The organism is Rhodanobacter sp. B04, assembly GCF_002001125.1.
Taxonomy (GTDB): domain Bacteria; phylum Pseudomonadota; class Gammaproteobacteria; order Xanthomonadales; family Rhodanobacteraceae; genus Rhodanobacter.
The window spans coordinates 207,630-231,917 of the sequence record NZ_MUNV01000009.1; the positions used below are offsets into that span (position 1 = coordinate 207,630).

Below are 24,288 nucleotides of genomic sequence, written 5' to 3' on the forward strand. Positions count from 1 at the left end.
GCCAGAGGCGCTGTTCGGGCCCAGTCCTTGGGCATCATGCCGCCACACATTGGTGCGCGGCAGCATGAAGAATCTAGCGTTGCCGGTATGGACCCCAGGCAGGCTCCTGCACATTGCCATCGGCAAGTGCGAGCCGCTGCCGGACCATCCCGTCGTTGGAAACCGAATACAGAACTCCGCGACTGCCCTCGGTGGCGGCGTACAACAGCATGCTTGCGTTCGGCGCAAAGCTGACGGCGTCGTCGATCGGACCGGGCGAGATGAAGCGCACCTGCCCGCCCAAGCTACGATCCAGGATGGCGATACGATACACGTTCCCGTTGCCCTGCACCATGGCGATCTGCTTGCCGTCGTAGCTTACCGAGGCCTTGGCGTTGTACTGGCCCTGGAAGGTGATCCGCTGGGCATCGCCGCCGCTGGCGGAAACCTGGTAGATCTGCGGGCGGCCGGAACGGTCGGACGTGAAATAGATGCTCTGGCCATCCGGCGCCCAGACCGGCTCCGTATCGATCGCCAGGTTGTTGGTCAGGCGGGTTTCCTGACGGGTGGCCAGATTCAGCACGAAGATCTCGGGGTTGCCGACATAGGACAGCGAGAGCGCCAGCCTGCTGCCGTCGGGCGACCAGGCCGGGGCACCATTGATGCCTTTGTGGGAAGAAACCAGCTGGCGCGAACCGGTGGTGATGTCCTGGATGTAGATGTTGGAGTTGCCGCTCTCGAACGAGACATAGGCGATCTTGCGGCCATCCGGCGACCACGCCGGCGACAACAGCGACTCCTTGGAACGGGCCACCACCTGCGGATTGAAGCCGTCCGAATCGGCCACGATCAGCGAATAGGTGGTGTTGTTGCCCAGACCCACCGCCGTGATGTAGGCCATGCGGGTCCAGAATGCGCCGCGCACGCCGGTGATCTTCTCGTAGATCTGGTCGGCGATCTGGTGAGCCACCCCGCGCAAGTCACCCGCCGGCGCGGTGAACGCCTGGGCCAGCAGGCTCTGCTGCTTGTTCACGTCCCACAACTCGTACTCGACCCGCAGCATGCCGTCGCCGGCATCCTTGATCCGGCCGACCACGATGTAGTCCTGCTTGAGCAGTCGCCAGGTGGCGAACTTGATGTCCGAACCCTGCGCCGGGAATTCCACGACATCGCTCTTGGCCAGCGAGCGGAACTTGCCGGAGCGGTTGAAATCGTTGCGCATCACGTCGGCAATGTCGGTCGACGGCGGCGTGCCGCCCTGCTGGGCGAATGGCACGACCACGATCGGCGTGGCGGTCTTGACGCCGCCGACGATGTCGACATTGAGCGACTGGGCAGCCACCGGGCCGGCGAACCAAGCCGCCAGGGCCAGCAGGATGACAGCGAAGCTTGGGCTGAATTTGCGCATGGGCTTGATCATTGCGGCCTGAAGGTGAAGGTAAGGTTGCGCTGGAACACGCTTTCAAAACCCTTGTACGGCAAGGTCTTGGTTCGCAGCACCGCATTTTCGACCGAACGTCGGCCGGCATCGTCGTAGGGACAGCTGGAATCCACGGTGGCACTCATCACGTCGCCGCCGGGTGATTGCACGATATGAACCTGGCACGCAACGCTCGGCATGTTATCCGGACGCAGCCAGTTCGGCGTGACCGCATTCTGAATGGCTGCGGCATATTCGTCGGCCAAGCTGCTGTTCGGACTGTTGTTGCCGGTCTGGCGCTGGGCCGCATTCGGCAGATCGGGCTGGGCGTTGTCCTGGGCATTCTTCAAATCCTGCATCTGCTGCTGGGCCTGCTTCGCCTTGCTGTCGAGCTTTTTGGTCTGCTGCGCCGCTGCGTCCATCTTGGCGAACAAGGCATCGATCTGCTTCTGCTTTTCTTCTTTCAGTTTGGCGGCCTGCGCATCGATCTCGGCCTGGCGCTGCCGCTGCTTCTCTTCCTGCAGTTGCTTGGCCTCGGCCTGTTCCGCCGCGTCCTCGACCACTCGCTCCTGATCCTTGACGTCCGGATGCTCGGGCGGCGGCGGCAGGGTCTTCACCTGCGGCGCCTCGACCTGCGGCGTCGGTGGCGGCACCGTCGGCGGCGGTGGCACGGTATCGGGTATCGGCTTGACCTTGACCGCTTTCGGCGGCGGACTGCCGGTGGTGCCGATCAGGGTCGCCTCGATGATCTGGCCCTGCAGCTGCAGCGGCTTGGAACAGGTGATCGGATTCATCGAGGCCGGCAGACCCAGGGCGTCGAAGAAAGCCTCGTAGCTCGAACACGGCAGGATCGCGAGGAACAGAAACCCCACGATGCCGATATGCAGGATGGCGGAGAACACGACCGCCTTGGGCGTACCCTTACTTTCGTCCATTGGACGTGCTCTTGCCCTGCTCGGGTTGACCCATCAAGCCGACCTTGGCGACACCGGCCTGCTGCAGGTCGGCCAGCACCTTGAACACGCCGCCGTAGGCACCGCGCTCGTCGCCACCGACCAGTACGCTGACTTCGGGGTTCTCGCGCACGAACGCGCCCACCTTGAGCTTGAGCGTGTCCTCGTCGACCAGTTCTTTCTTGGCGCCGCTCAGGGTCAGATAGAGCTGGCCGTCCTGCAGCACCGAGACCAGCACCGGATCCTTCTTCTGCTGCAGCGACTTGGCGTTGGCCTGCGGCAATTGCACGTCGACACTGGAGTTCATCATCGGCGTGGTGACCATGAAGATGATCAGCAGCACCAGCATCACGTCGATGTACGGCACGACGTTGATCTCGGATTTGAGCTTGTAGCGCTTCTGGCGCCTGGAAGTGGCCATGACTGCTGCTCCGCTCAGGCCACGTCGTCGGTCTGGATCTGCCGCTGCAGCACGGAGGAGAACTCTTCCTGGAACACGTCGTAACGCGAGGCAATGCGCTCGACCTTGGTGGCGTAGCGGTTGTACGCCCACTGCGCCGGAATCGCCGCGAACAGGCCCATCGCGGTGGCGATCAGCGCCTCGGAGATGTGCGGCGCGACCACCGCGATGGTCACATCCTTCATCTCGCCCAGGCCCTGGAACGCGCCCATGATGCCCCACACCGTGCCGAACAGACCCACGTAGGGGCTGATCGAGCCGACGTTGGCGAGGAACTCCAGGTTGCGCTCGAGCCGCCCGACCTCGCGCGTGCCGGCGACCTGCATGGCGCGCTCGGAACCCTCGATCACGCTGCGCGTGTCGTGCGTCTTGCGCTGGCGCTGGCGGGCGAATTCGCGGAAACCCGACTCGAAGATGTTCTCGATGCCGCCGTTTTCGCCGCCGCGGTTGCTGACCTCGCGGAACAGCTGGGCCAGGTCGCCACCGGACCAGAAACGCTCCTCGAACGCCTCGGCATCCTCCAGCGCCGCCTTGGTCTGCGTGTACTTGCGGATGATGATCACCCACGACAGGAACGAGAACACCAACAGCACCAGCAGCACCATCTTTACCGGCCAGCTCGAATCCGCGATCAGCGAGAAAATGTTCAGTCCACCGTTCATTGCTTGAAGGTTCTCCGCCAGTCGGCTTGGTTGTCTTGAGGGGCAGCTTCGGGAATCAGATCGGCGGGAATCGGCGCCGCACGCATGCGCTGGATATCCACGCACGCCACACGCACCAGTGCGCGAATCAGGCAGCTGCCGTCCATTCGGGTGATCGTCTGGGTGAACAGGATACTGGCTGCGCGCCGTTCTTTGACTTCGACCGTCACCGACAGTTCATCATCCAGCAGGGCTGGCTTGAGGAAATCGATCCGCATGTCGCGCACCATGAAAGCCAGGCCGGTAGCGTGCTTGAACGCCATCTGGTCGACGCCGAGTGTGCGCATCCACTCGCTGCGGGCGCGCTCCATGAAGCGCAGGTAGCCGGCGTGATAGACCACGCCGCCGGCGTCGGTGTCTTCCCAGTACACCCGCACCGGCCAGCTGAAAGGGGACGTCGAAGCCGATTCAGACATCGCCGGCCTCCGCACTGAACAGATCGACCACCTGCGCCTGCCGCGGCGGCGGGGTCAGGCCCAGATGGCGCCAGCCCTTGGCGCTGACCATGCGGCCACGCGCGGTGCGCACCAGATAACCCTGCTGGATCAGGTACGGCTCGACCACGTCTTCCAGCGTGCCGCGATCCTCGCTCAAGGCGGCAGCCAGCGATTCCACGCCGACCGGACCGCCGTCGAAATTCTCGATGATCAGGCCGAGCAGGCGTCGATCCAGCTCGTCGAAACCTTCCGGGTCGATCTTCAGCATGTCCAGCGCGGCCTGCGCCGCCGCCAGGGTGATCTCGCCGGCGGCACGCACCTCGGCGTAGTCGCGCACGCGGCGCAGCAGGCGGTTGGCGATGCGCGGGGTACCGCGCGAGCGACGCGCGATTTCCTGCGCACCTTCCGGCGCGCAGGCGATGCCGAGAATGCGCGCCGCGCGCCGCACGATCGCAGCGAGCTCCTCGGTGGTATAGAACTCCAGCCGCTGCACGATGCCGAAACGGTCGCGCAACGGCGCCGTGAGCATGCCGGCACGGGTGGTGGCGCCGATCAGTGTGAACGGCGGCAGATCCAGCTTGATCGAGCGCGCAGCCGGCCCCTCGCCGATCATGATGTCGATCTGGAAATCCTCCATCGCCGGATACAGCACCTCCTCGACCACCGGCGACAGGCGGTGGATCTCGTCGACAAACAGCACGTCGTTCGCTTCGAGGTTGGTCAGCAGCGCGGCGAGGTCGCCGGCGCGCTCTAGCACCGGGCCGGAGGTGGAACGCACGTTGACGCCCAGCTCATTGGCGATGACATGGGACAGTGTGGTCTTGCCCAGGCCCGGTGGCCCGAAGATCAGGACATGATCGAGCGCACCGCCGCGTTTCCTGGCCGCCTCGATGTAGATCGACAGCTGCTCGCGCACGGCCTGCTGGCCGAGGTATTCGGCCAGCCGCTTCGGGCGGATCGTGGCCTCCAGCGCCTCGTCGTCGAGCTGGGCGGCAGCGGTGATGATGCGGTGGTCGGTCATGCGCACATTATGGCAGGCCCACGCCAGACATGTAGGCGCATCCTGTGCGCGATAGCCCTCACCGGTTGGAGAAAGAGCATCGCGCACAAAGCGCTCTTAGACACCTCAGATTTCGACCTGTGCACCCAGCTCGATCAAGCGGTTGCCCGGAATCTGGAAGAACGCCGTGGCCGGCACCGCATTGCGCGCCATGAAGGCGAACAGCTTGTCGCGCCACAGCACCATGCCGGGACGGCGCTTGTCGGCGACGATATTCTCGCGCGACAGGAAGAAGGTGGTGTCCATCAGGTCGAACGGCAGCCCGGTCGACGAGCACATCGACAGCGCCTGCGGAATGTTCGGATCCTCGGCGAAGCCGAAACGCAGCTCCAGGCCGAAGAATTCGTTGCCCATGGTGGTGATGTGGATGCGCTCGCCGGCTTCCGCGAGCGGCGTCTCCAGCATGTCCACCGTCAACATCACGTTGCGCTCGTGCAGCACCTTGTTGTGCTTGAGGTTGTGCAACAACGCATGCGGCACCGAATTCTGGTTCGCGGTGAGGAAGACCGCCGTGCCCGGCACCCGCAACGGCGGGTGCTCGCTGATGTTCGCGATGAACGGCGCCAGCGCCAGACCGCCCTGCTTGATCTCGCGCACTACCAATTCGCGGCCGCGGCGCCAGGTGGTCATCAGCACGAACACGCCCAGACCCAGCACCAGCGGGAACCAGCCGCCGAATTCGATCTTGATCAGGTTCGCACCGAGGAAGGACAAATCGATGGTCAGGAACAGCACACCCGCCGCCAACACCGCGATCGGGTGCCAATGCCACTGATAGCGCGCCACCACCAGGGCCAGCAAGGTGGTGATCGTCATGGTGCCGGTCACCGCAATACCATAAGCCGCGCTGAGGCTGTCGGAGCTGCGAAACCCGAACACCGCCACCAGCACCATCACCAGCAGGAAACTGTTGACCCACGGCACAAAGATCTGCCCGGACATCTCGCGCGAGGTATGCACCACCTGCATGCGCATCGAGTAGCCCAGCGACATCGCTTCGCGCGTCATCGAGAACGCGCCGGAAATCACCGCCTGCGAGGCGATCACCGTGGCCACCGTGGCCAGGCCGATCATCGGATAAAGCAGGATCTGCGGCACCATCTTGAAGAACGGGTTGTCGATCGCGTCGGGATGGGCGAGCAACAGGGCGCCCTGCCCGAAATAGTTGAGCACGAGCGCCGGCAGCACGAAGCTGAACCAGGCCATGCGGATCGGCCGCTTGCCGAAATGTCCCATGTCGGCATAGAGCGCCTCGGCACCGGTCAGCGCCAACACCACGCCACCGAGCGCGATGAACGCCTGTATCCCGTGCGTGAAGAAGAAGCGCACGCCATGGACCGGATTGATCGCCCACAGCACCTGCGGATTGCGCACGATCAGATGCACACCAAGCAAGGCGATCACGACGAACCAGACCACCATGACCGGCCCGAATACGCTGCCCACGCGTGCCGTGCCATGCCGCTGCATCGCAAACAGAAAGAACAGGATCACCGCCGTTACCGGCACCACCCAATGCGCCAGGCCTGGCGCCGCCACCTTCACGCCCTCCACTGCCGACAACACGGAAATCGCCGGGGTGATCACGCCGTCGCCGTAGAACAGCGAGGCACCGAAGATGCCGAGGATGGCCAGCACCCAGCGCAGCTTAGGCTGCTCGCGCACGCTGCGCTGCGCCAGCGCCATCAGCGCCATGATGCCGCCCTCGCCCTTGTTGTCGGCGCGCATGATGAACACCACGTACTTCAGCGAAACCACCAGGATCTGCGCCCAGAAGATCAGCGAGAGCACGCCATAGATGCTTTCCGGCGTCGGCTTCATGCCGTCGTGGCTGAGCGTGGTCTGCAAGGTGTACAGCGGACTGGTGCCGATATCGCCGTAGACCACGCCGATCGCGCCCAATGCGAGTGCAGCAAGGCGCCGCCTGGTTTCAGACTCGTTTGTTCCGTGCATGGTTTCCTGGCTCACTAATTCAACCCCCCAGCGCGGCGCGCAGCGCCTTGCGGATGATGGCTTCGGCGTTGTCGCCTTCGGCGGCAACCTTCTGTACCAGCCGGGTCACTTCGACCGGCTTGTAGCCAAGCTGCTGCAATGCCACGGTGGCTTCGCCGGCCGCATCCAGCGGCGCGCCGGGACTTTGCACTGTTCCGCCATGCGGCGCTGACAACCCGTCCAGACGATCGCGCAGCTCGACCACGATGCGCTCGGCGGTCTTCTTGCCGATGCCGGGAATCTTGGTCAAGGCGACCACGTCGCCGGCATGCACCAGTCGCGCGAAATGATCGGTGGAAACACCGGACAGCACCGCCAGCGCGATCTTCGCGCCGATCCCGCTGACCTTCAGCAGGTTGCGGAACAGCGCGCGCTCGGCCTCGTGCAGGAAGCCGTACAGCGTCACGCTGTCTTCCTTCACCGCATGATGGGTGAGCAGGATCACTTCCTTGCCGATGCCAGGCAGGTCGTAGATCGTCGACATCGGTGCTTCGACTTCATAGCCGACGCCACCGACCTCGACCAGCAGGGCCGGCGGCTGCTTGGAGATCAGGATGCCGCGCAGACGCCCGATCATCGGCGTCGCCTCCATACCATCTTCATCGACGTCGTCTCCAGGCCGTGCGCGGGATGCCGACACGGATCAGGCTGGCGCGGGTATGCGCATGGGTCACCGCAACCGCCAATGCATCGGCCGCATCGGCCTGCAGCGGCCCCTTGATGCCGAGCAGCACACCGATCATGTGCTGCACCTGGCTCTTGTCGCTGCGGCCACTGCCGACGACGGACTGCTTCACTTCGGTTGCTGCGTATTCGTGCACCACGATCCCCTGACTGACCACCGCGCAGATCGCGGCGCCGCGTGCCTGGCCCAGCTTCAACGCCGAGTCGGGATTGCGCGCCATGAACACGCGCTCGATCCCGCACTCGATTGGCCGATGCGCGGCGATGATGTCACACAGCTCGTCAAAGATGCGTTTCAGGCGCAACGGGAAAGTCGCTTCGCCGGCCACCGCCAGCGCGCCATGGAAGACGTGGCTGAGCTTGCCCGCGTCGTCCACGTCGATGATGCCCACGCCAGTGCGCTGGCTGCCCGGGTCGATGCCGATGATTCTGGTCATGGGGCGCAGCCAGGCGCGGCGGCAGGCGAGCCTGCCGGCCGGCGCTTACGGATGGGCCTCGGCCGGCAACGCGGCGTTGTGGTAGATCTCGTGCACGTCGTCGAGTTCTTCCAGCCAATCGATCAGGTCGAGCAGGGTTTCCTGTGCCTCGGCAGGGATCGCCACGCGATTGGCCGGGCGCATCACCACCTCGGCACGCGCCGGCTTGAGGCCGCCGGCGACAAGCGCCTGCTGCACCGCCTCGAAGCTTTCCGGCGCGCACAGCACGCTGCTCTCGCCCGCCTCGTTCACCACGTCGTCGGCACCCGCCTCGAGCGCGGCCTCCAGAATCTTTTCTTCCAGCGCCGCATCGCCGGCCGTCTCGAACACCAGCTCACCGCAACGGCTGAACTGGAACGCCACCGAGCCGCTGGTGCCGAGGTTGCCGCCGTGCTTGGTCAACGCATGGCGCACATCGGCGACCGTACGCACGGGGTTGTCGGTGACGCAGTCGATGATCAGGGCGATACCGGCCGGCCCGTAGCCCTCGTAGCGCAGCTCCTGCATGTCGGCACCGCCATCGGCACCGGAGCCCCGCTTGATCGCGCGCTCGATGGTGTCCTTGGTCATGTTCGCCGACAACGCCTTGTCGACCGCCGCGCGCAAGCGCGGATTGGCCGCCGGATCGGCGACGCCGGCGCGCGTGGCGACGGTGATTTCGCGGATCAGCTTGGTGAATACCTTGGCGCGCTTGGCGTCCTCGGCATTCTTGCGACCTTCGATGGACGGGCCTCTACCCATGACGATGCCTGCACTCGGATCAGATGAATGAACCGGGAATTTTACCTGATTTCGGGCCGCGTGCCGGAACCCCGGCAACAGCCGGCTGGCCGCCGGCAATGATGTTCAATCGGCCTCGAAACGGCCCTGGCGCAGGAATCGTGCAACGCGCTGGGCTACTTCGGCGGAAAACAGCAGTCCGGTGTGGTTGGCCTCGACCACGCAATGGGCGGTCAAACCGGCCAGGCGGGTTTCCTCCACGGCCACCGTGCCATCGTGCTCGCCGGCGAGATGGCCGAGCATGGCGCCCAAGCCGAGCGGCATGCGGCCGGCAATCATGCCCACCTCGCGTGGCCCGTCCCAGCGCTCGAAACCCTGCTGCAACAATTCGCGGTTGTGCCCCAGCAACACCTCGCCGCCACGCCCCCAGGCGGCAAAACCGCGTGCAGCGGCACTGCCCTTCAACGGCGAACCCAGGCAGACGATGCGTCCGGGCGGCAGCCCGCCATCGAGGCAGGCGCGCAAGGCCAGCAGGCCACCGAGGCTGTGGCCGACCAGATGCACCGCATCGGCTTCCGCCGCCAACCCATTCATGCGTGCCTGCAAGCGATCGAGGATGCGCTGCTGGGTGGCCGCCACGCTCAGGTAATCGAAGCGGTGCACACGAAAGCCCGCCTCGATCAAGCGACGGTGCAGCATGGACAGCGCGAAACCGCGCATCCACAGGCCGTGCAGCAGGATCACATGATCAGACATGGCGCAAACGAAGCCTGACGCGAAGTGAAAGCAACGACAACGCTGCCGTGCATGGCCGCGTCAGCACGATCGCGCTGACGCCAGCCATCTGTGGCTGCGCAAAGGCTCAAGCGCCGGATGCCTCGCCGCCCAGCACCTGCACGTGCAACTCCTTCAGCTGCGGCGCCGCGATCGGCGACGGCGCGTCGGTCATCAGGCACTGCGCGCTGGTGGTCTTGGGGAACGCGATCACGTCGCGGATCGACTCGGTACCGGCCATCAGCGCCGCGATGCGGTCGATCCCGAAGGCGAGGCCGCCATGCGGCGGTGCGCCGAACTTCAGCGCCTTCAGCAGGAAGCCGAACTTGGCCTCGGCCTCGGCCGCGCCGATGCCGAGCAACTCGAACACCGCGCTCTGCATCTCCGGCCGATGGATGCGGATCGAGCCACCGCCGATCTCGTTGCCGTTGAGCACCATGTCGTAGCCACGGCTTACCGCATTCATGGCGTTCGCGCGCAGATCGGCAACGTCGTCGATCTTCGGCGCGGTGAACGGGTGGTGCAGGGCGACGTAGCGCTGCTCTTCCGAGTCGTATTCGAACATCGGGAAGTCGGTGACCCACAGCGGCTTCCAGCTGTTTTCCACCAGCCCGCGATCCTTGCCGACCTTCAGGCGCAAGGCGCCCATGAAGTCGGTGACCGTCTTCCACCTGCCGGCACCGAAGAACACGATGTCGCCCGATTGCGCGCCGGTGGCCTCGAGCACGCCGTCCAGCGCCGCGTCGTCGAGGAACTTCGCCACCGGCGAATTGATGCCTTCGCGGCCCTTGGCCATATCCTCGACCTTCAACCAGGCCAGGCCCTTCGCGCCGTAGCGCGACACGTATTCGGTCAACCCATCGATGTCCTTGCGCGAGAGCGCACTGCCGCCCGGTACGCGCAGCGCGGCGACGCGGCCGCCGGCATCATTGGCCGGCTCGGCGAACACCTTGAAATCGACATGCTTGACCGCCTCGGCGATGTCGACCAGCTCCAGCGCGATGCGCAGGTCGGGCTTGTCGGAGCCGAATCGACGCATCGCCTCGGCCCACGTCATCCGCGGGAAGCTCGCAGCGAGTTCCACGCCCTGTACGTCGCGGAACACGTGGCGGATCAGCTCCTCCACGAAATCCTGCACGTCCTTTTCCTCGACGAAGGCGAACTCCAGGTCGAGCTGGGTGAATTCCGGCTGGCGGTCGGCGCGCAGGTCCTCGTCGCGGAAGCAGCGCGCGATCTGGTAGTAACGGTCGAAGCCGGCCATCATCAGGATCTGCTTGAACAGCTGCGGCGACTGCGGCAACGCATAGAACTGGCCCGGATGCACGCGGCTCGGCACCAGGTAATCGCGCGCGCCTTCCGGCGTGGCCTTGGTCAGGATCGGCGTCTCGACGTCCTGGAAGCCGCGCTCGTCGAGATAGCGGCGCAACGCCTGCACCAGCTTGATGCGCTTGCGCATCATCGCCTGCATTTCCGGGCGGCGCAGATCGAGGTAGCGGTAGGTCATCCGCATGTCCTCGTTCGGGCTCTCGTGCAGCGCGAACGGCAGGTCCTTCGCGGCGTTGAGGACCTCGACGGTGTCGGCGAGCAACTCGACCGTGCCGGTCTTCAGCTTGTCGTTGACGGCAAGGCGTTTGCGCAACGTGCCGGTGACGCGCAGGCAATACTCGTTGCCGATCTCGCCGGCCACCGCAAACGCCGCTGCGTTGTCGCGCTCGATCACGATCTGCGCCAGCCCTTCGTGATCGCGCAGATCGACGAAGGCGACATGGCTCTGCAGGCGCAAGGTGTTGACCCAGCCGCACAGGGTGACAGTCTGGTCGATCAGCGATTCGTCGATGAGGCCGCAGTAATGCGTGCGCATGCGCTTGGAACTCCGGGCCGCGGGGCGGCAAAACAGGTGGAAAAGACCCGGAATGTTACCACTGCACCGCATCGCCGGGCGGCCTGCAGCCCGGCTGATGCGGTATAGACAAGGCTTACCAGCGTCGATCCACCACGAACACGCCACGGCAACCGTGGTCGGTCCAGACGCCGGCGCGGTTCCAGCCCCAGCTGTAACCCTCGCTGCAGCGGGTGTCCGACAGCTGCTTCACCAGCCGCACGCGGCCATGGCCGCCGACATCGACCTGGCAGAAGCTGTAGCGCTTGCTGTTGCTGTCGCATTGCAGCTGGATCTGCCGATTCCAATCCGGACCAGGGCGCCATCCACCATCGCCCGGACCATGCTCGTCCCAGCCGGGACGGCCGCCACGAACCACTTCGGCAAACTGGCCGCGACAGCCGCGGTCGACCCACAGCCCCTGACGATCCACACCCCAGCTCTGGCCGCGGATGCATGCACCCTTCGACTCCTGCCGAACCAGCTGGGCATCGCGCCACGGCACCATGCAGCGGTTGAACTGACCATTGCTGCTCTCGCAGCGGATTGCCCTGTTTGCCTGCTGTGCCGGCACGGCTGGCGCGACGACTGCCAAGGACAGTGCGACAGCCAGGCTTGCTGCGATGCCGCCGGGAATTCCGTCTAACAGGTGCATAGGCCTCTCCCTGAAGAATCCGCCACGCCCATCGCGTGCCATGCCAACCCTACTGGAACATCGGCTGGCTTCACCAGCCCGGCGGTGACGACACCGCGCTGCTCACTCGCTGCCGGCGACCTTGCCGGCCGGGGCTGCCGCGGCCGGCGCGGGCGTCGCGGCTGCCGCACTGTCGCCGCCAGCGGCAGGCTTGTCGCCACCGGCCGTATCGACCAGATTGCGCTTCTTGTCGCCTTCTTTCTTGAAATCGGTCTCATACCAGCCACTGCCGGCCAGGCGGAATGACGGCGCGCTGACCCGCCTGCGCAGCTGTGGCGCATCGCAAGCCGGGCAGATCGATGGGTCGGTATCGGACAACTTCTGCAGGCGATCAAAACGATGGCCGCAATGGCTGCATTCGAATTCGTAGATGGGCATGGATACTCCTGAGCTTGCCGGCCCCGCCTCGGCACCGGCAGCGACCCATTATCGGGCTATCCACCAGGATTTCAACGTGCGACATGGCGCGCCGCATCCCCGCGGCGCGGCGCGCGCCGGCGTCATGCACCGTAAATACGCACCCAGACCGCCGGCACGCCGACGCAACCCATGATCGTTTCATTTAGCCGTCTATACATCTATTGATAAATGCTTGGCAAACCACCAGGCCGGACTTGCAGCAACGCAAGAAAACTTATCCCAAGGGAGTCTCCATGAGCCAGCACCCCTCTGAACGTCATTGACGATCGCCATGCTGTTTCCATCTGCACGCAGATGGCTCCGACGCGACGCCGGCGTGATCAGCATCACGCTGAAAGGCGGCGCGTCAAGCGGCTCGGTCACCGCCAGCAACGGCCAGTACAGCAAGGGCGACGGCCACCAGTCGCTGGGCTCGGCGAACCTTGGCATACCGCTCAACGGTGACGCGGCTGGCTACGCCTGGCGCTGCAGGACGGCCACAGCGACTACACCAACCGCGCGGGTTATACCGCGCTGCTTCCGGGCCAACGCTATGGCGATCCGGATGTGTAGAACTAAGGACGTGCTGCTCAATGTGCAGTACACCATCGCGCCGGGTGTCTACTTCTACGCCTTCGGCGGCTACAGCAAGCGCGACAGCGCGCCCAACGAACTGTTCCGTAACTATGCAAGCACGTCGCGCGCGGCAGGCGGCGCCGGCACTGCCTTGCCGATCAGAGCCATGGCAGTACGCACGCCACCCGCACTTGTCCTTCGCACGATCCGGCGAGCGACCGCATTCTGTGGGGACAGGCATAACACGGCATAACGCTGCATAACGCTTCGTGACGTGACACGGGCCCGATGCCGCGCGAAATATGGCGCCGTCAGCAGATTGCACACGATGGCATGGCCAACGGTTCGCCGCTGACCACCCATGTCGGCCATCCCGGTCAAAACATGGGTGTCTGCGACTACATGTTGTCGGAATCCGACCACTGAAAATGCCGTGTTACCGGCATGTGCCGGCAATGGTTCGTACGGACGATAACGGCATAGCCGCATCCACCGGCGAACCTGCCGGGACAATCGGTGCAGGTTCCGCAGGCAAGGCATGCAAGAGCGATGGCATTCGTCCAGGGGCGGACACCATCCATCGACGGCCATCCCGCTCCGGCAGCCGTCGACCCTAGCCACGGAGCATCGAGTGGGGGTCATCATCATGAACTGGTACTTCAGGGCACTGGGCAAATACGCCACCTTCGCCGGCCGCGCGCCACGCAAGGAATACTGGTATTTCGGACTGATCAATGCAGCCATCCTGACCGGGCTGGCCATCGCCATCTCCATGACCGCCAGCGCCGGGCATTCGCCGCTGGCTCTCACTGTCGTCTATGCAGTCTTCGCCTTGCTGATTCTCGTACCGAGCATTTCCGTCTTGGTGCGTCGGCTGCACGACACGGATCACAGTGGCTGGTGGTTCTGGATTTCACTGCTGCCCGGGATCGGCGGTCTCGTGCTGCTGGTGTTCGCCGTGCTGGACAGCAGCCCGGGAAACAACCAGTACGGACCCTCCCCCAAGAACATGGCGGTCTGACCACAGGCAGGAAAATCCTGACTGGCGCATGATGCATTCGCCACGGGTCGGCAAAGGGGGGCCGACCCGCGTCGCGACCGCCACGCGGGGCCGCAAGACCCGCGCCGGGACTGAAATTGGGGCAGTGTCGTATCCACAAACCGGAGGGGAATCTCATGAAACGCATGAATTGCATCGCGATCAGTGCTGCACTCACCCTGGCATTGACTGCGAGCGGCGCGGCGATGGCCCGCGAAGCACCAACCTTGGCCGTCGCCGTGATCGACTTCACCAACCAGACCAGTTCCGCCTCGTGGTGGGGCGGCGACGTCGGCCCACAGCTCGCCGACATGCTCAGCAATGAATTGAGCGCCACCGGCGACTTCAAGGTGATCGAGCGGCAGAAGATCAACGCCGTGCTGTCCGAACAGGATCTTGCCAGCTCGTATCGCATGCGCCCGGGCAGCACGCCGCATACCGGCAATATCACCGGTGCGCAGTACCTGGTCACCGGTTCGGTCAGCGCGTATACCGAGGACACGTCCAATACCGGCGGCGGCGTCAACATCGCCGGCTTTCATCTGGGCGGTGGCCAGAAGCAGGCCTATGTCGCGATCGACCTGCGCGTGATCGACGCAGAGACATCCGAAGTCGTGTACTCACGCACCGTCGAAGGCCACAGCACCGACAGCGCGGTCAATGCCGGCGGCTATTTCGGCCATGGGATTGGTGGCGATGTGCAGCATTCGCAGAAGACCCCGGCGAGCAAGGCGGTGCGCGCAGCCTTGATCGAGGCCAGCGATTACCTCGACTGCGTGATGGTCAAACGTGACGACTGCGAAACCCGCTTCCAGCAGAAGGAGCAGCGTCGCCGCCAGAACGACAAGAATTCACTCGATCTCGAGTAGCGGCAGATCAAGCGGTAGCCTCTGACGGACCGGCCCGCTCGCTTGCCCTTGTCCGAGTGATCGCAGGGCGGGCTGGCGCATCCAGTCCGCCCTGCAAACCAGGCGCCCATCCATGGCAGCACACACCTTGCACAACCGGCAGGACGGGACCCGGCTGGTCACACTCTTCGCAGGTCGCAGCGGCATCCCTTCCGCCGCCCCCAATCGGCCCGCTGCTGCGGCCTGCGAACCGATACGAGGATGTCAGGCTGGACCCGCTCCAGCCTTGTGAAATACCAGGTGGCCGCCGGCAGCTGCGACACTGACCGTGTCGCCGGGCGGGAAACGCCCTTCCAGGATCTGCTTCGCCAGCGGATTCTCCAGCTGCTGCTGGATCGCCCGCTTCAGCGGCCGCGCCCCGTAGACCGGATCGAAGCCGACGTTGCCAAGCAGGGCCAGCGCATCGTCACTGACCTCCAGCTTGAGCTGGCGCTCGGCCAGGCGCCTCCCCAAGTATGCCAGCTGGATCCTGGCGATCGCGCGGATCTGCTTCTTGTCGAGCGGGCGGAATACCACCAGTTCGTCGAGCCGGTTGATGAACTCCGGGCGGAAGTGCGCCTGCACCACGCCCATCACCGAGGCCTTCATCTGCGTGTACTGCTCCTCGGCGTCGCGGCCCTCGCTGTTCTCTGAGGCATCCTGGATCATCTGCGAGCCGAGGTTCGAGGTCATCACGATCACGGTGTTGCGGAAATCCACCGTGCGGCCCTGGCCGTCGGTGAGGCGGCCGTCGTCCAGCACCTGCAGCAGGATGTTGAACACGTCCGGGTGCGCCTTCTCCACCTCGTCCAGCAGGATCACGCTGTACGGCCGGCGCCGCACCGCCTCGGTGAGATAGCCGCCTTCCTCGTAACCGACATAGCCCGGCGGTGCGCCAACCAGCCGGCTCACGGAATGCTTCTCCATGAACTCGCTCATGTCGATGCGCACCATCGCATCGGTGGTGTCGAACATGAACTCGGCCAGCGCCTTGCACAGCTCGGTCTTGCCCACGCCGGTCGGACCGAGGAACAGGAACGAACCGTTCGGCCGGTTCGGATCGGACAGACCGGCACGCGAACGGCGGATCGCATCGGACACCGCGCGCACCGCCTCGTCTTGGCCGACCACGCGCCGGTGCAGGTCGTCTTCCATGTGCAGCAGCTTTTCGCGCTCGCCTTCGAGCATCTTGGCGACCGGAATGCCGGTCCAGCGCGCCACCACTTCGGCGATTTCCTCGGCGGTGACCTTGTCCTGCAGTAGTTTGAAGTCCTGCGTCTCGGCAGCCTGCGCGGCAGCGAGTTGCTTCTCCAGTTCCGGCAGGCGGCCGTACTGGATTTCGCTCATCTTGGCGTAGTCCTGCCGGCGCTGCGCGGCGTCCAGTTCCTGCCGTGCCTGCTCGATCTGCTCCTTCACCTTGGTTGCGCCCTGCAGTGCGGCCTTCTCGGATTTCCAGATTTCGTTGAGGTCGGAGAACTGGCGCTCCAGCTTCTCGATGTCGGTGCCCAGATCGGCGAGGCGCTGCTTCGATTCGCTGTCCTTCTCCTTCTTCAGCATCTCGCGCTGGATCTTCAGCTGGATCAGCCGGCGCTCCAGCCGATCGAGCTCCTCCGGCTTGGAGTCGATCTCCATGCGGATGCGCGAGGCGGCCTCGTCCATCAGGTCGATCGCCTTGTCCGGCAGCTGGCGGTCGGCGATGTAGCGGTTCGACAACGTCGCCGCGGCGACGATCGCCGGATCGGTGATCTCGACACCGTGGTGTACCGCGTAGCGCTCCTTCAGCCCGCGCAGGATCGCAATGGTGTCTTCGACACTTGGCTCGCCCACGAACACTTTCTGGAAGCGGCGTTCCAGCGCGGCATCCTTCTCGATGTACTTGCGGTATTCATCCAGCGTGGTGGCCCCGATGCAGTGCAGCTCGCCGCGCGCCAGCGCGGGCTTGAGCATGTTGCCCGCATCCATCGCACCGTCGGCCTTGCCCGCGCCGACCATGGTATGCAGCTCGTCGATGAACAGGATCACCCGCCCCTCCTGCTTGGACAGGTCGCTGAGCACCGCCTTCAGCCGCTCCTCGAACTCGCCGCGGAATTTCGCCCCGGCGATCAACGCCCCCATGTCCAGCGCCAGCACGCGGCGGCCACGCAGGCCTTCCGGCACCTCATCCTTGATGATGCGCTGGGCCAGCCCTTCGACGATCGCGGTCTTGCCCACGCCGGGCTCGCCGATCAGTACCGGATTGTTCTTGGTGCGCCGCTGCAGCACCTGGATGGTGCGGCGGATTTCCTCATCGCGGCCGATCACTGGATCGAGCTTGCCGGACTCGGCGCGCGCAGTCAGGTCGATGCAGTATTTCTCCAGCGCCTGGCGCTGTTCCTCGGCGTTCTCGCTCTGTACCTTCTCGCCACCGCGCAGCTTCTCGATCGCCGCTTCAAGGTTCGGCTTGGTCGCGCCGGCCGCTTTCAGCGCCGCGCCCAGCTCGCCCTTGTCGTCCAGCGCGGCCAGCACGAACAACTCGCTGGCGATGAACTGGTCGCCGCGCTGCTGCGCCAGCTTGTCGGTGAGGTTGAGCAACCGGGTCAGCTCGTTGCCGGCATGGATGTTGCCTTCCTGCCCGCTGACCTTCGGCAGGCGTTCCAGCAAGTCGTTGACGCGTTGCTGCAGCGCCGGCACGTTGACCTGGGCCTGGGTCAGCAAAGGACCGGTCGAGCCGCCCTGCTGGTTGAGCAGCGCCGCCATGACATGGGCCGGCTCCAGCATGTTGTTGTCGCGGCCCACGGCCAGCGACTGCGCGTCCGCCAGCGCCTGCTGGAAACGCGAGGTGAGTTTGTCCATCCGCATATCGAGATCCCCTGCAAGAGGTGAAAGGATTTGGCGGACCCGCCGCCACTGCCCGCAGAGATGCGGACTGCGGCAAGCGATTCAAGCAGACCCTATGCCGACGCCGCGTCAAGCTTCAGCCAACGGCCGGCTGAAGAGCCTCAGCTGTCGGCCAGCCAGATCAGGCTGGCGAAACGACCACTGCGGGCACCGTCGCGGCGGTACGAATAGAAACGCGCGTCACTGAACGTATCGAAGCCGCCACCGTGGATTCGCGTCACTCCGGCAGCAGCCAGCCGGCGTCGTGCCAGTCCCGTCAGATCACACGACCAGTGACCCGGCCGAGTCGGCATGAAGCAACCCTCCGCCGCCGCCGCGTGCGCCACAAACGCGGCACGTACTTCCTCGCCGACCTCGTACGAAGCCGCACCGATGCACGGCCCGAGCCACGCCAGTAACCGCTCGGGCGGCGAATGCAGCTGGGTAAGCGTCGCCTCCAGTACGCCGGCTGCCAATCCGCGCCAGCCGGCATGCGCCGCACCGATCTGGCTGCCGTCGTCGGTACAGAACAGTACGGGCAGGCAGTCGGCGGTGAGAATCGACAGCACGGTGCCAGGAATATGCGACACCGCAGCATCCGCCTGCGGCTCGTCCGGACTGGGCAGCGGCCCCAGTTCGGCCACGCTGGTGCCGTGTACCTGACGCAGCCAGCGGGGCGGCGCCGGCAGCGCCAGTACCTGCTGCAAAGCACTGCGGTTGGCCGCCACCGCATCGGCCATGTCGCCGCTGCGCAAACCCAGATTGAAACGCTCGAATGGTGCCGCCGAGATGCCGGGTCCATGGCGGGTGGTGACCGCGGCATGGACACGCGACGGCGACGGCCAGTCGGGGAAGATCCAGGTGTCGGTCATTTTTCCGGGGGAGCGGGGATCAGGAAACGCAGAGCATCGCATAACCACGGCTCTTGTTCCCGATGCCAGGCATCAATAATCGTCCGAACCGTGCTGCAGCAGATCCGCGCGGAGCGCCTCGATCAGCGCCAGTTGGTCGGCCGGCCGTTCGGCACCGAACGCAAGCAGCTCGCCGGTGACCGGATGCTCGAACGACAGCCGTTCCGCATGCAGTGCCTGCCGCCGGAAGCCGCGCAACGCGGCAGTCAGCTCCGGCGTGGCGCCCTTGGGCAACTTGAGGCCGCCGCCATACAGCGGATCGCCGATCAGCGGATGATTGATGTGCGCCAGATGCACGCGGATCTGGTGCGTGCGGCCGGTCTCCAGCTGGCATTGCAGCAGGCTGTGCGCACGAAAGCGTTCGCGCAGCCGGTAATGGGTCACCGCGCGCTTGCCGTCCTCTTCGTCGCGCACGGCCTGGCGCAGCCGGTCGCCCATGCTGCGGCCGATCGGCGCATCCACCGTGCCGCCGGCCACCATCGTACCCAGCACCACCGCCTCGTATTGCCGCTCCACCTCGTGGCGCGACAACATGTCCACCAGCGCAGTCACCGCCGGCAGCGATTTCGCCACCACCATCAGGCCGGAGGTGTCCTTGTCCAGCCGGTGCACGATGCCGGCGCGCGGCAGTTCGGCCAGCTTCGGATCGTGATGCAGCAAGGCGTTGAGCAGGGTGCCGGCCGGGTTGCCGGCGCCCGGATGCACCACCAGCCCGGCGGGCTTGTCCAGCACCAGCAGATGCTCGTCCTCATGGACGATGACCAGCGCAATATCCTCCGGCGCACTGGTTACCTCGTTCTCCAGCTCGACCTGCAGCCGCACCAGCTCGCCGCCGCGCAGCAGCTGGCGCGGTGGCGCCACGGCGCCATCCAGGCTCACCGCGCCGGACTTGATCCAGCCGCTGAGCCGCGAACGCGAATAATCCGGGAACATCTCGGCCAGAGCCTGGTCGAACCTGCGTCCAGCGGCGCCCAGCGGCACCGTCGCCTCGTGCCGGATCGTGGTCATGCCGGCATCCGCGGGCGGTGGCCGGTTTCGGCTATCATTCCTTTTCGATCAAACATCTGAATCCTGTCCTCATGCGCGTAATCAAGTTGCCGATGTCCAAATTGCCTGCCCTGAAGGTGCTCGCCGTACTCGCGCTCGCCGTGTCGATGAGCGCCTGCTCGATGTTCGGCCACAACAAGCGCGTAACCGACGACAACCTGCCGCTGGAAGCGCTTTACACCAAGGCGCACAACTCGCTGGAGAACGCCGACTATGCGGCAGCCAGCAAGAGCTACCAGCGCCTGATCGCACGCTTCCCGTCGGGCCCGTACAACGAGCAGGCCCAGCTCGACCTGGCCTATTCCCAGTACAAGGACAACCAGCCCGACGATGCATTGTCGACCATCAACGGCTTCATCAAGACCTATCCGACCAACAAACATGTCGATTATGCCTATTACCTGCGCGGTCTGATCAATTTCGATCGCACCACCGGCTGGCTGGAGCGCTATTCCCAGAAGCACGACAACCAGTCCCGCCGCGATCAGGGCTACAACCTGCAAGCGTTCGACGACTTTTCGGAGCTGTCGCGCCGCTTCCCTGACAGTGCGTATACCGCCGATGCGCGGCAGCGCATGATCTACCTGCGCAACACGCTGGCCCAGTACGAAATCAATGTGTCCGAGTTCTACCTGCGCCAGAAGGCGTATATCGCCTCGGCCGATCGCGCGCAGTATGTGATCGAACACTACCAGCAGGCGCCGCAAACCGGCGATGCGCTGGCCATCCTCGCCCGCAGCTATATCGCGCTCGGTCACAAGGAGCTGGCCGACCAGGCACGCCAGGTGCTGGCGCTGAACTATCCGAACCATCCTTATCTGACCGACCCCAAATGGCCGCGTGCGCCATCCACGCTACGCAAGATGGTGCCGTTCTCCGGGCATCACTGATGCTTTTAGTTTTCGCATCACCCGAGCCGGCGAGCCATCGCCGGCTTTTTTGTACGCACGATTTCGCGCACAAGAAAGCCGTCCTCTCTGGCGCTGGACGGCGGTCGCCAGCCATTACGATTTCCTGCACTCGCCGGCCGCTGCCGCGAAACTGACCGAACACGATTACCCATACGGGTCTTGCCGCGTCAGGAGCTGCACAGGTCGAACGTCTCAACTTCCTGCTCGATACGAACCGTGGCGACCCGATGCCGCGCGCGTGATGATCCATGACGATGACAGCCGGCTTGCACAACTGAAACAGCTCGCCGGATGCAGCGGCAATTACGGCTGTGCCGTGCTGTCGGCCGGTGCCGGCGGCTCGGCAATACCGTCGTCCTCGTCGCCGTAGATCGCCACATGCGGCACGCCATCGGCGCCGATCCAGCCGCGGTACATGCCATCGGTGTTGAACGGGATCGCGATATGGCCGTCCGCATCCAGCGCGATCGCGCCACCGTTGCCGCCCATCGACGGGATTTCCTCGTTGATCACCTGGGCGGCGGCGCGCTTCAGCGGCACGCGCATCTGGGTCACCATCATGCAGATCTCATGCGCGGCGACGGTGCGGATGTAGTACTCGCCCCAGCCGGTGCCGGACACCGCACAACCGCTGTTGGCATAAGTGCCTGCGCCAATGATCGGCGAATCACCGATGCGCCCCCAGCGCTTGTCGGTCATGCCACCGGTGGAGGTACCCGCGGCGAGATGCCCTTCGGCATCCAGCGCCACCGCACCGACCGTGCCGAAGTGTTTCGCCGTATCGACGTCTGCATGCGGCTGCTTCGCGGCGTCTTCCTTCAAGGCTTTCTGCAACTGCTGCCAGCGCTCCTCGGTGCGGAAGTACGAGGGGTCGACCAGGGTGATGCCCTGCTCCTTGGCAAACTCCTCGGCCCCCTCGCCGGCCAGCATTACATGCGGCGAATGCTCCATCACCGCACGCGCCAGCAGGATCGGGTTCTTCACCCGATGCACGTCGGCCACCGAGCCGGCACCCAGGGTGTTGCCGTCCATGATCGCCGCATCCAGCTCGTTCTTGCCGTCATGGGTAAACACCGCGCCCTTGCCGGCGTTGAAGTTCGGATCGTCCTCCAGCACGGTGATCGCCGCCGTCACCGCATCCAGCGCCGGCTTGCCGGCCTTGAGCTGGGCGTAGCCGTTCTGCAGCGCCAGCGTCATCGCCGCACGCACGGCCTTTTCCTTCGCCGGCGTCATGTCGCGCTTGATCACGCCAGCGCCGCCATGGATCACCAGCACGGGTGAGACGGCGGCGTGGCTCATGGTGGCGATTCCAACACTGGCAAGGGCAATGAACAGACGACGGAACTTCACTTGACTCTCCCGATCATGGCGGGATGAGTATAGCCAGCTCCAGGTGTCACTTTGGCTCGAAGTGCACCCGGCTACCCTCGAACACGGCTTTCATGCCGTCAATATCGGCCAGCAATTGCATGGCGCGTTCGGCGGTTATCTGCTCGAAATTCAAGGTAACGGGTCGCTCATCCAGCAATTCCGGATTGACCAATACCAGTCCCGCCTTGGCTGCCACCGTCTTCGCCACGGCACGTACCGGTTCATTCTTCACGCTCTGGCTGAGCAGCTTCAGGCGCGCGCCGGTATCGGCCGCCTGGGTACGCGCAGGGCACCCGGCCAGCGGGGTCACGTCGATGGCGTAGCGGTGCTTGCCGTCCTTGCCCATGCCGTCAGCATGCAAGGACTCGCCCAGGGCACCATGCAACTGGGTGTCTGCAAGCTTTTTGCTGTCTGTCCCGGTCACGGCCAGATCGATGCGCACCCGATTGTCGCCTTCGGGCAAGGTGGTGGCATCGACCCTCCAGCCTTGGGTGCTCACTGCCGCGCCCTTGCCGGGAACCACGCAGAGCGCAAGGGTCGCCCGCTCGGCATGACTGCGATGCGCATCATCCGTGGTCAGCTCGACCTTCATGTTCAGCTGATACTCGTGCGCATCCGTGGCGGATGTCGCCGGCATGCCCGAAGGCTGGCCAGCCACTGCACTGGCGGCATATACAGCGCCAGCCACCACGCTGGCGAGTGTGAGACTGGCGATCATCCCGACACTGCGCCGCAGACGACCTGGCAAGGGCGACTTCAACATGGCAATACGCTCCGTAAGTGGGTGACGAGGGGACCAGGGGCAACCCACCGGCAACGCAAACAGCGCCGTCTGGGTCTTCAACATGGCATTGGCATAGTTGCGGCGTTGCTCGCCGTGATGTCGCAGCACGGCGGCGTCACAGGCCAGTTCCTGGTCGTGTCGCAATGCACCGAGCGCCCACCACGCCAGCGGATGGAACCAGAACACGGCGGCCGTGGCTTGCGCGAGCAAACACCACCAACCGTCGCGACGACGCGCATGCATGGCCTCATGGGCGAGGATCAACGCCCGTTCGGTCGTGTCATAGCGCTGCTCGAAATCGACGGGCACGACGATGCGAACCCGCCATGCACCCACCAGAGCAGGCCCGACATCCGCCCGTGCTGCACGCAGCACGGGCGGATGTGACGGCACACCAGCCATCGGCGTAGCGCCAAGCAGTCGATTGCGGTAACGCCATTGCGCCAGCACGGCGAGCAGCATGGCCATCACGACACCTGCGCACCAGATCAGCACGGCAAAACCTCGCCACTCAACAGCAACCGCACTGCTGGCATGGGCCGGAAGCATGCTGGTCACCGAAGTGATCATGTAGACCAGCGGAGGCAGCGCAGCGACGCTTGCGCTGCCGGTGTGCGGCAACTGACTGGCCAGCATCGCCAGCGGCGGCAACCACCACAGCTGGAACGCGCGTTCCGCACCGAACAGGTATCGGCAAAGTTTGCGCAGCACAGTTACAACGAGCACCGCGGCGGTGAAGGCGAGGATCAACAGCCAGCCCCGCCCAATCCAGTCGATGCCGGCAAGATCAATGCTGCTCATCATCAAGCTCCTGCAGCAGTTTCCGCAGTTCAGAGACATCCTTCTTCGACAGCTTGCGCTGCTCGGAGAAGTGCGCCACCAGCGGTGCCACGCGACCGCCGAACAGGCGATCCAGCAGACCCTTGCTCTCCTGCTGGACGTACTGTTCGCGGGTGAGCAGCGGCGTGTACAGGTAACGGCGGCCGTCGCGTTCGGCGTGCACGGCCTTCTTCCGCAGCAGGCGGTTGAGCAGGGATTTCACCGTGCCCTCCTGCCAGTCCTGCGCCGGGCCGACCTCGGCGAGGATCTCCTCGGCCGTGCGTGGCGCCTTGCGCCACAGCACATCCATCACCACCGCCTCGGCTTCGCTGATTGCCATGAGTCACCGTTTACGCGTGTAAGTGATGTTATGTTTACACGCGTAAATGATCGCGTCAAGCCATGATTTGCCTATGCAAAACTGGGCCTGCGACCTTGGTACAAGGCCGTGCACGGGCA

At 64.8% G+C, this 24,288-nt stretch carries 24 protein-coding genes; 4 read left to right on the forward strand and 20 right to left on the reverse strand.

What is annotated here, in order from left to right:
* Window positions 1–73: 73 nt before the first annotated feature.
* From tolB to B0E46_RS08715, 14 genes are all read right to left on the reverse strand, one after another.
* The gene (gene tolB, locus B0E46_RS08650; RefSeq protein ID WP_077555505.1) at window positions 74–1,387 is read right to left on the reverse strand and encodes a Tol-Pal system beta propeller repeat protein TolB; all 1,314 of its coding nucleotides are present in this window, start codon (window positions 1,385–1,387) and stop codon (window positions 74–76) included.
* 8 nt (window positions 1,388–1,395) lie between these two features.
* Complete coding sequence (gene tolA, locus B0E46_RS08655) at window positions 1,396–2,334, reverse strand: cell envelope integrity protein TolA (RefSeq protein ID WP_077555376.1); 939 nt, start codon at window positions 2,332–2,334, stop codon at window positions 1,396–1,398.
* Complete coding sequence (gene tolR / locus B0E46_RS08660; protein WP_077555377.1) at window positions 2,321–2,773, reverse strand: protein TolR; 453 nt, start codon at window positions 2,771–2,773, stop codon at window positions 2,321–2,323. Before tolR ends, tolA begins: the two co-directional genes overlap by 14 nt.
* 14 nt (window positions 2,774–2,787) lie before the next feature.
* Window positions 2,788–3,474 (reverse strand): protein TolQ, encoded by a 687-nt coding sequence (gene tolQ / locus B0E46_RS08665; RefSeq protein WP_077555378.1) that lies wholly within the window; start codon window positions 3,472–3,474, stop codon window positions 2,788–2,790.
* Complete coding sequence (gene ybgC, locus B0E46_RS08670; RefSeq protein WP_077555379.1) at window positions 3,471–3,929, reverse strand: tol-pal system-associated acyl-CoA thioesterase; 459 nt, start codon at window positions 3,927–3,929, stop codon at window positions 3,471–3,473. Before ybgC ends, tolQ begins: the two co-directional genes overlap by 4 nt.
* Window positions 3,922–4,971 (reverse strand): Holliday junction branch migration DNA helicase RuvB, encoded by a 1,050-nt coding sequence (gene ruvB, locus B0E46_RS08675; protein WP_077555380.1) that lies wholly within the window; start codon window positions 4,969–4,971, stop codon window positions 3,922–3,924. Before ruvB ends, ybgC begins: the two co-directional genes overlap by 8 nt.
* Before the next feature lie 105 nt (window positions 4,972–5,076).
* Window positions 5,077–6,963, reverse strand: coding sequence for a potassium transporter Kup (locus B0E46_RS08680; protein ID WP_077555381.1), 1,887 nt, complete (start codon window positions 6,961–6,963; stop codon window positions 5,077–5,079).
* A 19-nt stretch (window positions 6,964–6,982) separates the two neighbouring features.
* Complete coding sequence (gene ruvA, locus B0E46_RS08685) at window positions 6,983–7,579, reverse strand: Holliday junction branch migration protein RuvA (protein ID WP_077555506.1); 597 nt, start codon at window positions 7,577–7,579, stop codon at window positions 6,983–6,985.
* A 22-nt stretch (window positions 7,580–7,601) separates the two neighbouring features.
* Window positions 7,602–8,123, reverse strand: a complete 522-nt coding sequence (gene ruvC / locus B0E46_RS08690; protein ID WP_077555382.1) for a crossover junction endodeoxyribonuclease RuvC — start codon at window positions 8,121–8,123, stop codon at window positions 7,602–7,604.
* A gap of 45 nt (window positions 8,124–8,168) precedes the next feature.
* Window positions 8,169–8,903: a YebC/PmpR family DNA-binding transcriptional regulator gene (locus B0E46_RS08695; protein ID WP_077555383.1), complete on the reverse strand. Its 735-nt coding sequence runs from the start codon at window positions 8,901–8,903 to the stop codon at window positions 8,169–8,171.
* Window positions 8,904–9,008: 105 nt separating this feature from the next.
* Window positions 9,009–9,638 (reverse strand): alpha/beta hydrolase, encoded by a 630-nt coding sequence (locus tag B0E46_RS08700; protein WP_077555384.1) that lies wholly within the window; start codon window positions 9,636–9,638, stop codon window positions 9,009–9,011.
* Window positions 9,639–9,744: 106 nt separating this feature from the next.
* On the reverse strand, window positions 9,745–11,517 hold the full coding sequence (gene aspS / locus B0E46_RS08705; RefSeq protein WP_077555385.1) for an aspartate--tRNA ligase: 1,773 nt from the start codon (window positions 11,515–11,517) through the stop codon (window positions 9,745–9,747).
* Between the two features lie 115 nt (window positions 11,518–11,632).
* Window positions 11,633–12,190: a DUF3011 domain-containing protein gene (locus tag B0E46_RS08710; RefSeq protein WP_077555386.1), complete on the reverse strand. Its 558-nt coding sequence runs from the start codon at window positions 12,188–12,190 to the stop codon at window positions 11,633–11,635.
* 102 nt (window positions 12,191–12,292) lie between these two features.
* Window positions 12,293–12,607 carry a zinc ribbon domain-containing protein gene (locus B0E46_RS08715; protein ID WP_077555387.1) on the reverse strand — a complete coding sequence of 105 codons (315 nt, stop codon included), beginning with the start codon at window positions 12,605–12,607 and terminating at the stop codon, window positions 12,293–12,295.
* A gap of 358 nt (window positions 12,608–12,965) precedes the next feature.
* On the opposite strand from B0E46_RS08715, the gene B0E46_RS08720 reads away from it, so the two are divergent.
* The 3 genes from B0E46_RS08720 to B0E46_RS08730 all read left to right on the forward strand — a co-directional run bounded on the left by B0E46_RS08720 (window position 12,966) and on the right by B0E46_RS08730 (window position 15,112).
* Window positions 12,966–13,457: a hypothetical protein gene (locus B0E46_RS08720; RefSeq protein ID WP_139350480.1), complete on the forward strand. Its 492-nt coding sequence runs from the start codon at window positions 12,966–12,968 to the stop codon at window positions 13,455–13,457.
* 378 nt (window positions 13,458–13,835) lie between these two features.
* Window positions 13,836–14,225 carry a DUF805 domain-containing protein gene (locus B0E46_RS08725; RefSeq protein WP_254425096.1) on the forward strand — a complete coding sequence of 130 codons (390 nt, stop codon included), beginning with the start codon at window positions 13,836–13,838 and terminating at the stop codon, window positions 14,223–14,225.
* 155 nt (window positions 14,226–14,380) lie between these two features.
* Entirely contained in the window at window positions 14,381–15,112 is a 732-nt protein-coding gene (locus tag B0E46_RS08730) for a CsgG/HfaB family protein (RefSeq protein ID WP_077555390.1), read from the forward strand.
* Between the two features lie 243 nt (window positions 15,113–15,355).
* On the opposite strand, the gene clpB is transcribed toward B0E46_RS08730, so the two are convergent.
* From clpB to rluD, 3 genes are all read right to left on the reverse strand, one after another.
* Complete coding sequence (clpB, locus tag B0E46_RS08735) at window positions 15,356–17,968, reverse strand: ATP-dependent chaperone ClpB (protein WP_174567070.1); 2,613 nt, start codon at window positions 17,966–17,968, stop codon at window positions 15,356–15,358.
* 140 nt (window positions 17,969–18,108) lie between these two features.
* Entirely contained in the window at window positions 18,109–18,858 is a 750-nt protein-coding gene (gene pgeF, locus B0E46_RS08740) for a peptidoglycan editing factor PgeF (protein ID WP_077555392.1), read from the reverse strand.
* Window positions 18,859–18,930: 72 nt separating this feature from the next.
* Complete coding sequence (rluD, locus tag B0E46_RS08745) at window positions 18,931–19,905, reverse strand: 23S rRNA pseudouridine(1911/1915/1917) synthase RluD (RefSeq protein ID WP_077555393.1); 975 nt, start codon at window positions 19,903–19,905, stop codon at window positions 18,931–18,933.
* A gap of 92 nt (window positions 19,906–19,997) precedes the next feature.
* On the opposite strand from rluD, the gene B0E46_RS08750 reads away from it, so the two are divergent.
* Window positions 19,998–20,834: an outer membrane protein assembly factor BamD gene (locus tag B0E46_RS08750; RefSeq protein WP_077555507.1), complete on the forward strand. Its 837-nt coding sequence runs from the start codon at window positions 19,998–20,000 to the stop codon at window positions 20,832–20,834.
* Between the two features lie 324 nt (window positions 20,835–21,158).
* On the opposite strand, the gene B0E46_RS08755 is transcribed toward B0E46_RS08750, so the two are convergent.
* The 3 genes from B0E46_RS08755 to B0E46_RS08765 form a co-directional block, all read right to left on the reverse strand.
* Window positions 21,159–22,154, reverse strand: a complete 996-nt coding sequence (locus tag B0E46_RS08755; RefSeq protein ID WP_077555394.1) for an isoaspartyl peptidase/L-asparaginase — start codon at window positions 22,152–22,154, stop codon at window positions 21,159–21,161.
* Window positions 22,155–22,251: 97 nt separating this feature from the next.
* The gene (locus tag B0E46_RS08760; protein ID WP_077555395.1) at window positions 22,252–23,811 is read right to left on the reverse strand and encodes a M56 family metallopeptidase; all 1,560 of its coding nucleotides are present in this window, start codon (window positions 23,809–23,811) and stop codon (window positions 22,252–22,254) included.
* Window positions 23,798–24,169, reverse strand: a complete 372-nt coding sequence (locus B0E46_RS08765; RefSeq protein WP_077555396.1) for a BlaI/MecI/CopY family transcriptional regulator — start codon at window positions 24,167–24,169, stop codon at window positions 23,798–23,800. Before B0E46_RS08765 ends, B0E46_RS08760 begins: the two co-directional genes overlap by 14 nt.
* Window positions 24,170–24,288: the final 119 nt, after the last annotated feature.